The organism is Sphingomonas glacialis, assembly GCF_014653575.1.
GTDB classification, from domain to species: Bacteria; Pseudomonadota; Alphaproteobacteria; order Sphingomonadales; family Sphingomonadaceae; genus Sphingomonas; species Sphingomonas glacialis.
Genome location: NZ_BNAQ01000002.1, coordinates 187,648 through 202,286 on the forward strand (window position 1 = coordinate 187,648; position 14,639 = coordinate 202,286).

The 14,639-nt window shown below is 66.0% G+C and carries 18 protein-coding genes; 10 read left to right on the forward strand and 8 right to left on the reverse strand.

Annotated elements, in window-relative coordinates:
• Positions 1 to 12 precede the first annotated feature (12 nt).
• Positions 13 to 684 carry a hypothetical protein gene (locus IE187_RS07560; RefSeq protein WP_229839292.1) on the reverse strand — a complete coding sequence of 224 codons (672 nt, stop codon included), beginning with the start codon at positions 682 to 684 and terminating at the stop codon, positions 13 to 15.
• 122 nt (positions 685 to 806) lie between these two features.
• On the opposite strand from IE187_RS07560, the gene IE187_RS07565 reads away from it, so the two are divergent.
• From IE187_RS07565 to IE187_RS07580, 4 genes are all read left to right on the forward strand, one after another.
• Positions 807 to 1,466, forward strand: a complete 660-nt coding sequence (locus IE187_RS07565) for a response regulator (protein ID WP_133186655.1) — start codon at positions 807 to 809, stop codon at positions 1,464 to 1,466.
• A 118-nt stretch (positions 1,467 to 1,584) separates the two neighbouring features.
• Positions 1,585 to 3,054: a sensor histidine kinase gene (locus IE187_RS07570; protein WP_189675746.1), complete on the forward strand. Its 1,470-nt coding sequence runs from the start codon at positions 1,585 to 1,587 to the stop codon at positions 3,052 to 3,054.
• A 401-nt stretch (positions 3,055 to 3,455) separates the two neighbouring features.
• Positions 3,456 to 5,408 (forward strand): ribonucleoside-diphosphate reductase subunit alpha, encoded by a 1,953-nt coding sequence (locus IE187_RS07575; protein WP_133186651.1) that lies wholly within the window; start codon positions 3,456 to 3,458, stop codon positions 5,406 to 5,408.
• An 85-nt stretch (positions 5,409 to 5,493) separates the two neighbouring features.
• Positions 5,494 to 5,889, forward strand: coding sequence for an endonuclease domain-containing protein (locus tag IE187_RS07580; protein ID WP_189675747.1), 396 nt, complete (start codon positions 5,494 to 5,496; stop codon positions 5,887 to 5,889).
• A gap of 77 nt (positions 5,890 to 5,966) precedes the next feature.
• On the opposite strand, the gene IE187_RS07585 is transcribed toward IE187_RS07580, so the two are convergent.
• The gene (locus IE187_RS07585; protein ID WP_133186647.1) at positions 5,967 to 6,227 is read right to left on the reverse strand and encodes a DUF2171 domain-containing protein; all 261 of its coding nucleotides are present in this window, start codon (positions 6,225 to 6,227) and stop codon (positions 5,967 to 5,969) included.
• A 133-nt stretch (positions 6,228 to 6,360) separates the two neighbouring features.
• Here IE187_RS07585 and IE187_RS07590 point away from each other — a divergent pair, with 133 nt between their 5' ends.
• From IE187_RS07590 to IE187_RS07610, 5 genes are all read left to right on the forward strand, one after another.
• Positions 6,361 to 6,561: a hypothetical protein gene (locus IE187_RS07590; protein WP_189675748.1), complete on the forward strand. Its 201-nt coding sequence runs from the start codon at positions 6,361 to 6,363 to the stop codon at positions 6,559 to 6,561.
• Positions 6,537 to 6,782, forward strand: a complete 246-nt coding sequence (locus tag IE187_RS07595) for a hypothetical protein (RefSeq protein ID WP_189675749.1) — start codon at positions 6,537 to 6,539, stop codon at positions 6,780 to 6,782. The genes IE187_RS07590 and IE187_RS07595 overlap by 25 nt, the downstream gene beginning before the upstream one ends.
• A 21-nt stretch (positions 6,783 to 6,803) precedes the next feature.
• Positions 6,804 to 7,868 (forward strand): ribonucleotide-diphosphate reductase subunit beta, encoded by a 1,065-nt coding sequence (locus IE187_RS07600; RefSeq protein WP_140851713.1) that lies wholly within the window; start codon positions 6,804 to 6,806, stop codon positions 7,866 to 7,868.
• A gap of 4 nt (positions 7,869 to 7,872) precedes the next feature.
• Complete coding sequence (locus IE187_RS07605) at positions 7,873 to 8,556, forward strand: DUF4145 domain-containing protein (RefSeq protein ID WP_229839293.1); 684 nt, start codon at positions 7,873 to 7,875, stop codon at positions 8,554 to 8,556.
• Between the two features lie 115 nt (positions 8,557 to 8,671).
• Positions 8,672 to 8,932: a DUF2442 domain-containing protein gene (locus tag IE187_RS07610; RefSeq protein WP_189675750.1), complete on the forward strand. Its 261-nt coding sequence runs from the start codon at positions 8,672 to 8,674 to the stop codon at positions 8,930 to 8,932.
• A gap of 190 nt (positions 8,933 to 9,122) precedes the next feature.
• Here IE187_RS07610 and IE187_RS07615 read toward each other — a convergent pair whose 3' ends face one another.
• From IE187_RS07615 to dxs, 4 genes are all read right to left on the reverse strand, one after another.
• Positions 9,123 to 9,407, reverse strand: coding sequence for a type II toxin-antitoxin system RelE/ParE family toxin (locus IE187_RS07615; RefSeq protein WP_189675751.1), 285 nt, complete (start codon positions 9,405 to 9,407; stop codon positions 9,123 to 9,125).
• 1 nt (position 9,408) lies between these two features.
• A complete protein-coding gene (locus IE187_RS07620; RefSeq protein WP_189675752.1) occupies positions 9,409 to 9,585 on the reverse strand; it encodes a CopG family transcriptional regulator in 177 nt (58 codons plus the stop codon).
• Positions 9,586 to 9,779: 194 nt separating this feature from the next.
• Positions 9,780 to 10,478 (reverse strand): DUF6629 family protein, encoded by a 699-nt coding sequence (locus IE187_RS07625; RefSeq protein WP_189675753.1) that lies wholly within the window; start codon positions 10,476 to 10,478, stop codon positions 9,780 to 9,782.
• 607 nt (positions 10,479 to 11,085) lie between these two features.
• Positions 11,086 to 13,011: a 1-deoxy-D-xylulose-5-phosphate synthase gene (gene dxs, locus IE187_RS07630; protein ID WP_189675754.1), complete on the reverse strand. Its 1,926-nt coding sequence runs from the start codon at positions 13,009 to 13,011 to the stop codon at positions 11,086 to 11,088.
• Between the two features lie 117 nt (positions 13,012 to 13,128).
• On the opposite strand from dxs, the gene IE187_RS07635 reads away from it, so the two are divergent.
• Complete coding sequence (locus tag IE187_RS07635; RefSeq protein ID WP_189675755.1) at positions 13,129 to 13,668, forward strand: GNAT family N-acetyltransferase; 540 nt, start codon at positions 13,129 to 13,131, stop codon at positions 13,666 to 13,668.
• Between the two features lie 7 nt (positions 13,669 to 13,675).
• On the opposite strand, the gene IE187_RS07640 is transcribed toward IE187_RS07635, so the two are convergent.
• Positions 13,676 to 14,134 (reverse strand): Fur family transcriptional regulator, encoded by a 459-nt coding sequence (locus IE187_RS07640; RefSeq protein WP_189675756.1) that lies wholly within the window; start codon positions 14,132 to 14,134, stop codon positions 13,676 to 13,678.
• Between the two features lie 53 nt (positions 14,135 to 14,187).
• Positions 14,188 to 14,580: a MerC domain-containing protein gene (locus IE187_RS07645; protein WP_189675757.1), complete on the reverse strand. Its 393-nt coding sequence runs from the start codon at positions 14,578 to 14,580 to the stop codon at positions 14,188 to 14,190.
• Between the last annotated feature and the right edge of the window lie 59 nt (positions 14,581 to 14,639).

The following is a 14,639-nucleotide window of genomic DNA, read 5'->3' on the forward strand; positions in this document are numbered from 1 at the left end:
GCCGTTGGCACCTTAGCGTGCGGAGTTGCCGGTTGCTGCAGGAGCTACCGGCGCTGCCGGAACGGCGCCCGGAACCACCGGGGCGACCGGAGCGGTCGTGCCTATCGCAGGCGGGGGTGGCGGCGGCGGAGCGTCGTTCGCGCCGGGGCCGCCATCGGGTCCGACGCCCGGACCGCGCGGACCGTGGCGCGGACCGTCGGGCCCATCCGGTCCATCCGGCCCACCCGGACCGTGATGCGGCGGGCCCATCGGCCGCAGCGCGACGACCTTGCCGTCGGCGCTCACCAGGAACGAAGCGTGGATCATCCCGCGGCGATAATGCCCCTGAACGGTCACGGCCTGCCCGGCGCTCACGAGACCGGTGCCGTCACCCTGCCGCCCGAGATCGACCAGCGCACGCCCGCTGCCATCGGTCAGCACGAACATCGGGCCATAGGTTTCGGCAACGCGGCCGCGCACGCTGATCACGCTGCCATTGTCGGTCAGCGAGCGGATCGCCACCGCCTTGAGCGGCGCCATCTCGACCGAAGGGCCGGTCATCTGCGCGATCGTCGCGCCGCCGCCGATGCCGAGCGCGAGCAGCGCGGCACCCACGATCGCGGTGCGGACAGGCAGCTTGCGGCGCGGGCGGTCGTCCGCCACGGTATCGTGAGGGGCCTGGGGGCCTTCGATTTGGTCGGTCATCATTGCACTCCTGCGTGGTTGATGCCCGCTTTCTACGGGAGCGTTCCGACACCGCGCTGAACTTGTCGGTTCAGTCTCGGTTTAAGCAGTCCGCCTAGCGCGCGGTGCAAAGGACTGAGGACATGCGGATCTTATTGGTCGAGGACGACACGGCGCTCGCCGAGGGAATCGCGAAAGCCCTGCGCGCCGAGCATTTCGCGGTCGACGTCGCCGCCAATGGCGAGGACGGCGCGCATCTCGGCGATACCGGCGGCTATGACGCGGCGGTGCTCGATCTCGGGCTGCCGATCAAATCGGGGATCACCGTGCTCGAGGAATGGCGCGCCGCGGGGCGCGTGCTCCCCGTACTGATCCTCACCGCGCGCGACGGCTGGTCGGAAAAGGTCGCGGGCTTCCGCGCCGGCGCCGACGACTATCTGACCAAGCCGTTCCGCGTCGAGGAACTCGTCATGCGGCTGCGCGCGCTGGTCCGCCGCGCGACGGGCAATGCCGCGGCGCGGATCGTGTGCGGCCGTGTCGCCTTCGATTCGCTGACTGGGCAGGTCGAGCTAGACGGTCTCCCGCTGCGGCTCACCGCGCTCGAATGGCGCGTGCTCTCGGCGCTGATGCTGAGGAAGGGCGTCGTCGTCGAGCGGCTGTATTTGCTCGACCATGTCTATGAAGGCGATTCGGATCCCGATTCGAACTCGCTCGAAGTGATCATCGGGCGGCTGCGCAAGAAGATCGGCGCCGAGGCGATCGAGACCGTCCGCGGACGCGGCTATCGCGTGGTGGAGGGGTGAGCGGCCCCGCCCTCTTCCGTCACCCCGGCCTTGTGCCGGGGTCCACTTCGCCCCTCGCGCGGCAGCCGGTGTTGAACGGTGGGCCCCGGCACAAGGCCGGGGTGACGAAAGGGCTGACATGACCCTCCTCCCACGCTCGCTCTACGGACGCCTGCTCGTCACCGCGCTCGTTGCCACGCTCGCCGCGCTCGCCTTTGCCGCGGTGACGATCGGCGCGGTGCTCGATCGCTTCGTGATGCACGGGCTCGACGACCGGCTCGACGCGCAGATCGCGGTGCTCGCGCAAGCCGTCCGCCCCGACGGCAGCATCGACCGCGCGCGGCTCGTCCTCGCCGCGCCCTATGACGATCTGCAAGGCGGCTGGGGCTGGCGGATCGATGCGCCGGGCCGCACGATCACCTCGCCCGCCGCGCCCGCCCTCACCGCGCTGCAAGCGCGCGGCCAGCGGCGCGCACCGCCGCCCGCTTTGCCGCCGCTTTCCCTGCCAGCGCCCTCCGCTCCCTCATCCGCCGCGTCAGCGCTGATCGGCCCGCCGCCCCCGCCCGATGGCCGACGCGCACACGGCGACGGCCCGCGCGACCACGACGGCACGCAAGCGCTCGACTGGCATGGCGAGGATGGCATGCGCCACGCGCGCAGTCTGACGCTCGCCACCCCCGCCGGCGCGGTGCGGATCACCGCCTCGGCGCCGCGCGCGCTCGTCGACCGCCCGCTCCGCGCGGCGATGGTGCCGCTGCTCGGCTCGCTGCTGCTGCTCGGCGTCGCGCTGGCGACAGCGACGCTGGTCCAGCTCCGCATCGGCCTGCGCCCCTTGAAGACGATGCGCACCGGCCTCGCCGCGATCCGCGCCGGAACCGCGCGCGCGCTGCCCGAGGACCAGCCGACCGAGCTCGCCCCGCTCGCGCGCGAGATCAACGCGCTGCTCGACGAAAATGCGACCGCGCTCGCCAATGCCCGCGCCCACGTCGCCAATCTCGCGCACGGCCTCAAGACGCCGCTCGCCACACTCGCGCTCGCGCTGCCGCCGCACGATCCCGACGGCACGCTCGCCGCGCAGGTCGCGCGGATCGACCAGGCGGTGCGCCACCATCTCGGCCGCGCGCGCGCCGCGACGCCGGGGAGCGGCTTGCGCTTCGCAACCCCGCTCGCCCCCGTCGTCGCCGACCTGACCACCGCGCTGTCGCGGATCCACGCCGATCGCGGCGTCAGCGCGAGCGCGACGATCGATCCCGCGCTCAGCGTCGCGGTCGACCGGCAGGATCTCGACGAGCTGATCGGCAATCTGCTCGACAATGCGTGGCGCTTCGCCGCATCGCGAATCACGATCGACGCCGCCCCCGCACCCGATCCGCGCTTCATCCGCCTGAGCATCGCCGATGACGGCCAGGGCATTGCGCCCGCGGCCCGCGCCGCCGCGCTCACCGCCGGGCAGCGACTCGATGAACGCGGCGATGGCCACGGCTTCGGCCTGTCGATCGCACACGAACTCGCGACACTCTATGGGGGCTCGCTGGTGCTCGATGCAGCATCGCTCGGGGGTCTCGATGCGATCGTTACGCTGCCGACGACGCTTTTCTCCGAGGCGTGAAAATATTGTCACGTTCCCGCTTCGGTCTCTTGCGTTTGAGCGAAGCCAGCTTTGACCGCGCGTCGCGGTATCCGGCCTGGCCCGCACGCCCGCGAAGCGCCGCGGATTAGCGACGAACCGAGTCCCCAATCTGTCATTTACCGTCTTGTGTCTCCGCGCGATCCGGCACAATCTGTAGGGGTTGAGTTCGGGGGCGAACCCAAGAGCTAGTGAATCAGACACCGCAACCCTATATTGCGGTAATGATCTGGACTGCGATTGTAGCGCGGGACGGTCTGTTTTTGTTCTCGCGTTTGCCCACGGAATGCTATGCTGGGAGCTCGCTTCCCGATTCGAACGGATCGGGAACAGAGGCGGTCCCGGTCGACACGATTTTGAACGAGTTTACAGGGACGCGAAACATGGATTTTCGGGATACCGGGGAAGTGAGTACCGACATGGCCACCGATATGATCGAGGCGCTCGCCGCCGCTGCGGCACCCGCCGACGACGCCGCCAAGGACGGTCGCGGCACCGCCGATCGCAAGCTCGCCGCGCGTGGCGATTCGAAGGAGATCCACGTCCAGCTCTATCCCGTCGAGGTCGATCATTCGCGCGATGCGCTGTTGACCGATTTCGGCAAGGACACGCTGCGCGATCGCTATCTGCTCCCGGGCGAGACCTTCCAGGATCTGTTCGTGCGTGTCGCCTCGGCTTATGCCGATGACGGCGCACACGCCCAGCGCCTCTACGGCTATATCTCGAAGCTGTGGTTCATGCCCGCGACGCCCGTTCTGTCGAACGGCGGCACCGGGCGCGGCCTGCCGATCTCGTGCTTCCTCAATTCGGTGCCCGACAGCCTCGGCGGAATCGTCGACACGTGGAACGAGAACGTCTGGCTCGCGTCGCGCGGCGGCGGCATCGGCACCTATTGGGGCAATGTCCGCGGCATCGGCGAGCCGGTCGGCCTCAACGGCAAGACCTCGGGCATCATCCCGTTCGTCCGCGTGATGGATTCGCTGACGCTCGCAATCTCGCAAGGCTCGCTGCGCCGCGGGTCGGCGGCCTGCTATCTCGACATCTCGCACCCCGAGATCGAGGAATTCCTCGAAATCCGTAAGCCCTCGGGCGATTTCAACCGCAAGGCGCTCAACCTCCATCACGGCGTGCTGATCACCGACGCCTTCATGGAAGCGGTGCGCGCGGGCGAAGAGTGGAATTTGACGAGCCCGAAGGACGGCTCGGTCCGCGCGACGGTCGATGCGCGCGGCCTGTTCCAGAAGCTCGTCGAGACGCGGCTTGCCACCGGCGAGCCGTACATCGTCTTCGCCGATCACGTGAACAAGGGCATGCCCAAGCATCACCGCGACTTGGGGCTCAAGGTCTCGACCTCGAACCTGTGCTCGGAGATCACGCTGCCGACCGGCAAGGACCATCTCGGCAACGACCGCACCGCGGTGTGCTGCCTGTCCTCGCTCAACCTCGAGACGTGGGACCAGTGGAAGGACGAGAAGGGCTTTATCGAGGACGTGATGCGCTTCCTCGACAACGTCCTGCAGGATTTCATCGACCGCGCCGAACCCGGCATGGAGCGCGCCGCCTATTCGGCGATGCGCGAGCGCTCGGTCGGCCTCGGCGTGATGGGCTATCACAGCTTCCTCCAGGCGCGCGGCCTGCCCTTCGAGGGCGCGATGGCCAAGTCGTGGAACCTGCGGATGTTCCGCCACATCAAGGGCCAGGTCGACGAAGCCTCGATGCACCTCGCGATGGAGCGCGGCCCCTGCCCCGACGCCGCCGACATGGGCGTGATGGAGCGCTTCAGCTGCAAGATGGCGATCGCGCCGACCGCGTCGATCTCGATCATCTGCGGCGGCACCTCGGCGTGCATCGAGCCGATCCCGGCGAACATCTACACGCACAAGACGCTGTCGGGCTCGTTCTCGATCAAGAATCCGTATCTCGAAAAGCTGCTGATCGAGAAGTCGAAGAATTCGGACGCGATCTGGAATTCGATCCTCGAGCAGGGCGGCTCGGTCCAGCATCTCGATTTCCTCAGCCAGGACGAGAAGGATTGCTACAAGACGAGCTTCGAGATCGACCAGCGCTGGCTGATCGAACTCCAGGCCGATCGCACGCCGTTCATCGATCAGTCGACCTCGCTCAACCTGTTCATCCCCGCCGACGTCGAGAAGTGGGACTTGCTGATGCTCCACTTCCGCGCGTGGGAATTGGGCGTGAAGTCGCTCTACTACCTGCGCTCGAAGAGCATTCAACGCGCTGGGTTCGCCGGCGGGGTCGAGAACGACAACACGATCGAGAAGCCGCAATACGAGTTCGAAACGACCGATTACGACGAGTGTCTGGCGTGCCAGTGAGGTGAAGGACGGAGCGCCTCCTGACCTTCCTCCCTCTCCCCTTGTGGGAGAGGGAAGGGGCCCGCGCCCGCAGGGCGTGGGAAGGGTGAGGGGGAATGCGGACGGCCTGACCACGCGCCAGCTGCTGCCCGCGCTAACCCCGTTCCGCTCGCGCGACCTCCGCCGCAATGCCACCGAGCCGGAAAAGCACATGCGTCGCGCGCTCCGCTCGGCCTTCCCGGACGCGAAGTTCCGCTTCCAGGTGCCGCTCGGGGCCTATCATGCCGATTTCTGCTCGCACGCCGCACGGCTGGTGATCGAGATCGACGGCGCCACCCATGCGCAGACCGCGACTTCGGACGAAGCGCGCACGCGCTTCATCGAAGACGAGGGCTACAGCGTGCTGCGTTTCTGGAACACCGACGTGATGGCGAACGTCGACGGCGTGATCGCGGCGATCGCACCGCATCTGCCGGACATGTGCAAAGGGGCCACTCAGTGACTGAGCGGCCCCCTCACCCTTCCCACGCCTGCGGCGCGGGCCCCTTCCCTCTCCCACAAGGGGAGAGGGAGGCGGGATCATTTCTCTTCTTCGAAGGTCACAGCGACATCGCCGTTCGCCGAGAGCCGCACCTTGCCGTCTTCGACATCGGCGACCAGGCCGAGCGAGATGTAATGGTGATGCCCTTCGTGCGACCCCGAGCCCTCGTTGACCTGCGCGCCCGAATCCTTCTTGGTCAGCTTGATGCGGCCGCCCTCGACATGGTCGACGGTGCCGACATGGACGCCGTCGGCGCCGATGACTTCGGCATGTTCTTTGATCTGCGATGCGTCGACCATGATGGTAGCTCCTGTGCTATGATTGCGATCCCCCAACGCGCCGTCGGGGCATTGGATGCACGAGGCACAGCATGATCCCAACATTACGCTTCCGCAACGCCTTCCATGCGGTCCGCCCGATCGGGGACCCGCGATGAGCCTGTCGATCGGCATCATGTACGCGGTCGCCGCGCTGTTCACGGCTCTAGGCGCCGGCCTGCTGCTGTCGCTCACGCGGCCGAGCGCGCCCGGCAAGGTCTACGCCTTCCGCATGATCGGCATCATGGCGCTGTCGCTCGGCATCGTGCTGCTGATGTCGGCGAGCGCGATGTGGCGCTGGAGCGTGGCGGCATGATCTGGGATGCCTATATCAGACCAGCGATCGTCGCGGCCGAGCTGCTGATGGGCCTCACCCTGCTGGTCTATCGCCCCGTGTCTGTCCGCGACGCACCCGATGATCCCGACGCGGCGCATGACTATGTCGAACGCAAGCGCCGCAATCGCCGCTACGTCGCCCTCTATGTGCTCTTCCTCGGCGCCGTCCAGATTCCCGTTCTCCTCAGCCATTCTTCCTAATTCGTATCCGGAGTAAACCGCATGTCCCTCACCGAAGCCCGCAAGCAGTACAAGCCGTTCGAATACCCATGGGCGTTCGATTTCTGGAAGCGCCAGCAGCAGATCCACTGGATGCCCGAGGAAGTGCCCTTGGGCGAGGATTGCCGCGACTGGGCGCAGAAGCTCAGCGACCATGAGCGCAACCTGCTGACGCAGATCTTCCGCTTCTTCACCCAGGCCGATGTCGAGGTGCAGGATTGCTATCACGAGAAATACGGCCGCATCTTCAAGCCGACCGAGATCAAGATGATGCTCGCCGCGTTCAGCAACATGGAAACGGTGCACATCGCCGCGTACAGCCATCTGCTCGACACGATCGGCATGCCCGAGAGCGAATACGGCGCCTTCCTCGAATATAGCGAGATGAAGGACAAGCACGATTACCTGCAGACCTTCGGCGTCGACACCGACGAGGACATCGCCAAGACGCTCGCGATGTTCGGCGGCTTCACCGAGGGGCTGCAGCTCTTCGCCAGCTTCGCCATGCTGATGAACTTCCCGCGCTTCAACAAGATGAAGGGCATGGGGCAGATCGTCACCTGGTCGATCCGCGACGAGAGCCTCCACTGCGAGGGCATTATCAAGCTGTTCCACGCCTTCTGCGCCGAGCGCAACTGCATGACCAAGTCGGTGCGCGACGACATTGCCGACATGTGCCAGCACACCGTCCGGCTCGAGGACAATTTCATCGATCTCGCGTTCGAGATGGGCCCGGTCAACGGCATGACCCCCAAGGAGATCAAGAAGTACATCCGCTACATCGCCGACTGGCGGCTGGGGCAGTTGGGGATGAAGCCGATCTACATGATCGACGAACACCCCCTCCCCTGGCTCGCGCCGATGCTCAACGGCGTCGAGCACGCCAACTTCTTCGAACAGCGCGCCACCGAATATTCGAAGGCGGCGACGCGCGGGAATTGGAACGAAGTGTGGGACGGGTTCGACAAGCGCCAGAAGGCTAAGGCAGGCGTCGGGGTTCCGGTGGCGAACGAGGATGCCGGCGACGCGGGGGATATGTTCTCGCGCGCGGGGGTTGCGGCGGAGTGAAAAAATGAAATGTCCTCACTGCCAAGTCGAGTTCTTCGAAAGTTGGGCGGCAACCATCATAAACAAGTACAATGAGCCCCTGATGAAAGGGGGAACTTTTAATGGCTACACGATTCATCCTATCGGCAGAATTGCCACTTGTCCGAATTGCAAGGGGCCCACGGTAGAGCTTATTTTTGAATCTCCTGCTGACGACACCGTTTATTACAAATCCCAGGTATTTCCTCGCGGTGGACGGTTCCCCCCGTCCCCGCCCGAGGTGCCTGCAACCATCTCGCAAGACTATGCTGAAGCGAACGAGGTGTTGGCGATCAGTCCGAAAGCCTCTGCGGCGCTATCACGCCGATGCCTTCAGTCTATTTTGTCCGCCCACGGGTACAATAATAACAACTTGGTCAAACAAGTAGAATCAGCAATTGGGGAGACGGATGCAGCAAAATCACTTCCGTCCTCCCTGCGAGATAATATCGATGCCATTAGAAATTTCGGCAATTTTTCAGCCCACCCTATAACTGACCAAACGACTCTTCAAATTGTCGATGTTGAAGAGGGAGAAGCAGAATGGTGTCTACAGATTTTGCTCGACATGTTCGACCATTATTATGTCGCCCCCGCAAAAGCGGCCGCACGGCGCGCTAGTCTCAGCGCTAAACTGGCCGCAGCAGGTAAGCCGCCAATGAAGTCATGATGGATCATGCCCGTCGTCTTTCGCCGCAACGGATACCGCCTCATCAACGCGCGAACGCTCACGATGCTCAGCCGCATTGTCGCCGCTCGCAGCGCCGAGATCGAAAGCGCCTGGCATGACTATTTTTTCGCCCAAAGCTACCGAAATTCGCTTCGATGCCGACAAGATGTGGGTCGAGCTCGACGACGGCCGCACGCTCGGCGTGCCGCTCGCCTGGTTTCCGCGGCTGTTCGATGCCAGCCCGACCGATCTCGGCGCAGTGCAGATCAGCCAGCACGGCCTGCATTGGGAATCGCTCGACGAGGACATTTCCATCGCCGGCCTGCTCGCCGGCAGGGGCAATCGGACGATGTTCCCGAAGAACCGGGCCGCTTGATTGTCGTCTTCGGTACGCTTTGAGACGCGGCTAGTTTGCGTTATAACGCGTTCGGCGGTCTTGCCTCGATAGCCGCCTCCGCCGGAGCGAAACGCAAGATGGGCTGCTGTCCGCGGGGTTGGCGGTCAACCCGACACACAAAAACCGCCACCGCTCTGCGCGCGATTGTAGGTGCGAGTGGATAACTTCATCAACGCATCCTGTCCTCCTCATCCCGCGCGCCATGCCGGATGCGCAGGATGATCACCCGCTCCGCGTCGACGCGGTAGCGCAGTACATACGGCCACACCGTGGTCATCTCGCGCTTGCCGCCACCCGCATCGCGTCCACGCTCCGAAAACTCGGCAAGGCTGTCCGCTACGGCGATTAGGCGCTCGCCCAAGGTTTGCGCTGCTGCCGGATTGAATGTGGATATATAGGCGACGATCGCTTCGAGGTGGGCGATCGCATCATCGGTCCAGACGATCTTGCGCAAATCAGTCGCCGATGCGCGGCCGTGGCAACGGCGCGTCACTGCCCCAGGATGCGGCCCAGCGCTTCACCGCTTCATGGCTGATTAAGCGGCCCGCCGCGACATCGGCCTCGGCGCGTTCGTCCGCTGCCGCTTCGGCGGCGGGATCGACAGACTCGAACAGGGTTGGCTTCGGATCCATGCTTGCGAGCATATCACCGTTTGCGCATTCCGAAAATCACCACTTGCGACCGCTCAATCCTCCTCCGCCAGGGGGAGGTGGCGGCCGCAGGCCGACGGAGGGGGCGGAAGCGGTGTCCTTTGCAGGAGAGCGCCCGCTTACCTCCCCCTCCGGCGCATACGCGCCACCTCCCCCTGGCGGGGGAGGATTGAAGGTCACCCCCGCAACCAAGACAAAACAAACGGCCGCCGCGGCGCACTCGTCCCATTAGGCGTCGCCACATCGATGTCCTGCCGGTTGAACTGCCGATACAGCACCACGCTCAGCACCGCGGCATAGAAGCACCACACCGACGCGAACGCATAGCCCTTGACCAGATGCACGATCGTCAGCCCGATCACGTTGAGCAGCCCATAGCCCCGCACCACGCGGTGCGTCGACAGCAGCAGCGCCCCGCACGTCGCGAGGATGTAGAGCAGCGACACCCACATCTGGCTGGTGATCGGGTTGGTATAGGTGATCGAATGCTGCTCGATCACCGCGCAGGTCGGCGCGACGACGAGCCCGGTCATGTCCCACGCGAACACCACCGCCCCCACGCCGCACAGGCCAAGGATCACGCGCCGCCGCCACCCCGGCGGCTCCATCAGCACCACCGCGACGGGCATCAGCAGCGGCAGGATCCCGATCGCATAGAGCGTGAAGAGGAACACGCTATGGTCGACCGCCGTGGCCCCGAGCCGCCCCTCGAGCGCGAGCCACACCATCCCTTCGGAAAACTGGTGCACCGCGAACAGCAGCGGAACGCACGCGAAGAGCAGCGCGCGCGGCTCGCGGACATGCCGTAGCGTCGCGACGCCGACCACGCCGAGGACCGCCGACGCGGTAAAACTGGCGGTGGCCGAAAAGCACATGCGCTGACCTTCACGAGCAGGAGAGACGTCCGCTCTGGGGCGCAACGCCGTGGAATGCCAGCAGGATTTCGCGGCGGCGGCCGCGACGCGACCCCCGGCAGCGACCGGGCCCGTCGCGGGTGCGCGCTCGGCGTGCGAACCCGCCGCCACACGGCGGCCTCGCCCTCCGCCGCGGCGATGCTGCCAGCCAACGCCCGCGTTCGACGCCCGATCACCGATCGAACCGCTGCCGCTACAAACCCCTGTCCTACACGAACCAATTGGGTTATATAAGGCGCATCTCAGATTTCAGGGAGCCGGGCATGCCGATCCTCACGCTCGCCAAGACCCCATCCCGTCGCCCCGGCGAAGGCCGGGGCCGCGCCGCTCTCGCGCGCATCGCCGGTTCGGTCCCACCACAGAGCGGCCCCGGCCTCCGCCGGAGCGACGACATGTGCTGCCCGGCGGCTATCATCACAAAAACGGAAACGATCGCGATCGAAGACTCACCGTCCAGGGGTCAATCGAGTCAAGCACGCACTCGGTTCGTCGCACCGTCCGCAGGATCGACGCAGCACCCAACCCGCCGGCGTATCCCCACCACCGCGGGGATCCGCCGCCGCGCCGTTCAGGCGCGCGCGCCCTCGACGACGCTGCTCGAATTGTGCCGCAGCGCTTTCAGCACCGTCTCGACGATCGCCTCGGCGTCGAGCCCGGCCTGGGCATATTGCAGCTCGGGCTTGTCCTGGTCCTGGAACGTGTCGGGCAGCCGCATCGTGCGCAGCTTGAGCCCCGCGTCGATCAGCCCCGAGTCGCTTGCGAAGGTCAGCACATGCGCGCCCAAGCCCCCGACCGCGCCTTCCTCGATCGTCACCGCGACTTCGTGCGTCGTCAGCAGCTTGCGGATCAGATCCTCGTCGAGCGGCTTGGCGAAGCGCAGATCGGCGACCGTCGTCGACAGCCCCTTCGCCTCGAGCGCCTCGGCCGCGCGCATCGCCTCTTCGAGCCGCGTGCCGAGCGACAGGATCGCGACCTTGTGCCCCTGCCGCACGATCCGCCCCTTGCCGATCTCGAGCGCCTCGGCAACCGCGGGAAGCGCGACGCCGGTGCCGTTGCCGCGTGGATAGCGCACCGCGATCGGCCCGCTGTCATGCAGGATCGCGGTGTGCGTCATATGCACCAGCTCGGCTTCGTCGGCCGGCGCCATCACCACCATGTTGGGCAAAGTGGCGAGATAAGCCAGATCGAACGACCCGGCATGCGTCGCGCCGTCGGCCCCGACCAGGCCCGCACGGTCGATCGCGAAGCGCACCGGCAAATTCTGGATGCAGACGTCGTGGACGACCTGGTCATAGGCGCGCTGGAGGAAGGTCGAATAGATCGCGCAGAACGGCCGCATCCCCTGCGCGGCAAGACCCGCGGCGAAGGTGACGGCATGCTGCTCGGCGATGCCGACATCGAAGAAGCGCTCGGGATGCGCCTTGGCAAAGGCGTCGAGCCCAGTGCCCGACGGCATCGCCGCGGTGATCGCGCAGATCCGCGGGTCGGTCTCGGCTTCCTTCGAAAGCTGCGCGCCGAACACGTTCTGGTACTGCGGCGGCCCCGGGGGTGCCTTGGTCTGCACGCCCGAGATGACATCGAACTTCTGGACGCCGTGATACTTGTCCGCCGCGGCCTCGGCCGGGGCATAGCCCTTGCCCTTCTTGGTCACGACATGGACGAGGATCGGGCCCTCCTCGGCATCGCGCACGTTCTCGAGCACGGGAATCAGCTGGTCGAGGTTATGCCCATCGATCGGCCCGACATAATAGAAGCCGAGCTCCTCGAACAAGGTGCCGCCCATCGCCATGCCGCGGGCGAATTCCTCGGTCTTGCGCATGCCGGTCGCGATCGGCTTGGGCAGCCGCTTGGCGAGTTTGCGCGCCAGATCGCGGAAGCCGAGGAACTCGCGGCTCGACACGATGCGGCTGAGATAGGCCGAGAGCCCGCCGACCGGTGGGGCGATCGACATGTCGTTGTCGTTGAGGATCACGACCAGCCGGTTGCCCGCCTGCGCCGCGTTGTTCATCGCCTCATACGCCATGCCGGCGGACATCGCGCCGTCGCCGATCACCGCAATGCCCTTGCCGGGCTTGTCGGCGATCTTGTTGGCGACGCCGAAGCCGAGTGCGGCCGAAATCGAGGTCGAGCTGTGCGCCGCGCCGAACGGGTCGTATTCGCTCTCGGAGCGCTTGGTGAAGCCCGACAGGCCCCCGCCCATGCGCAGCGTCCGGATCCGGTCGCGTCGGCCGGTGAGGATCTTGTGCGGATAGCATTGATGCCCGACGTCCCAGACGAGCTTGTCGTTGGGCGTGTCGAACACGTAGTGAATCGCAACCGTCAGCTCGACCACGCCGAGCCCCGAGCCCAGGTGGCCACCTGTTACGCCGACGGCGGCGATCGTCTCCTGGCGGAGCTCGTCGGCAAGCTGGCGAAGCTGGGTGGGGGCAAGCGTCCGAAGATCGGCGGGAATGTTCACCGTGTCGAGCAGCGGCGTTTGGAGAATATCGACCATCCAGCCTGCTTAGCGTGGTGCAATCCGCCTGTCGATTACCTCGATTGCGCTGCGCACATTCTTGACGCGCCGTGCGTCGCGGCATCACATCGCGCCGATCGTACCGGGGGAAATGCCATGACCGCGCTTAGCCATCGCCTTGCTGCCGAGGCCGATATCCCCGCGATCGCCGCGTTGATGGAGCGCGCGATCGCCGAGCTGCAGCACGGTTTCCTGTCACCCGAGGAGATCGCCGCAAGCCGGTTGAGCATGGGACTCGACACCCAATTGATCGCCGACCGCACGTATTTCGTGGTCGAGCAGGACGGCCAACTCGCGGGCTGCGGCGGCTGGAGCTACCGCGCGACCCTCTATGGCGGCAATGCCGGCGCCGCGCCGCGCGATGCGCGGATGCTCGATCCGGCTTCCGAGCCTGGCCGGATTCGCGCGATGTACACCGATCCCGGCTTCGTACGCCGCGGCATTGGACGCTTGGTGCTCGGCCTATGCGAAGCGGCTGCGCGGGGCGCTGGCTTCACGCGGGTCGAGCTGATGGCGACGCTGTCGGGCGAGCCGCTCTATCGCGCCGCGGGCTATCAGGAGATCGAGCGCGTCGCCAAGATGGCCGATCGCGGGACGCCGGTGCCGGGGTTACGGATGGGAAAGGATCTTGGCTGAGCGCGGCTCAGCCGCAGTGGGCGCACTTGCCGCGGACTTCGATCACCGGGCGCACCGGCGAGAACCCGGCGGCTTCCGCTGCCGAGCGCACGCCCTTGGTGATCCGATCGTCGTCGAGATGCGTCGTCTGCCCGCAGCTGTCGCACACCAGGAAGATGCAGTCGTGGAGGCAATCGGGGTGCGCGTTGGCGATATAGGCGTTCGAGCTCTCGACTCGCCGCGCCAGATTGGCACCGACGAACAGGTCGAGGATGCGGTACACGCTGTTGGCGGCGACGCGACGCCCCTCGGCCTTGGAGACCGCCTCGGCGATGTCATAGGCCGATGCCGGCTTGTCGAACCCGGCGAGCGCGCGGAAGATTTGCGCGCGCATCGCGGTCCATTGCTCGCCCGAGCGTTCGAGCGTCGCCTGCGCAGCGACGGCGAGATCGGCGCCTTGCGGCTCGGCATGATGATGTGTGGCCATGCGGCCGAGATAGGCGGTGCGGGCCCTCCCCGCAACGGCGCGACTCAGTCGCGTCAGTTGGCGGCGCGGCGGTTCAGGTCGTGGCCGAGCGCGAGCGTCGCCACGCCGATCAGCGTCCACACCGTCTCCATCCCCGATCCGTCATGCGGCAACGAGATCGCGCCCGCCATCGTGCCGAGCCCGGCCGAGCCGACCACAGCCGGCATCATATAGCCGTGCGTGAAAATCCCGCGCCCGAGCGCAAACACGCCGAAACCGATCGCGATCGTCAGCCCGATCTCGTGAAACAGCGGGTTAAGCAGCAGCCCGCCCGCAGTCGAGGCCAGCGCGATGAACACCGAGCTCGCGATGCAATGCACCATGCACAGCCCCGACAGGCCGATCGCCATCGTGTCGAACCGCTGTTCGATCCAGCGGACTGCGGGGGTGTGGGCGAGAGTCGTCATGTTGGACGCCATGTGGCATGTCGAGGGTCAGGTTACAACATATCATCGACGATTTTTTG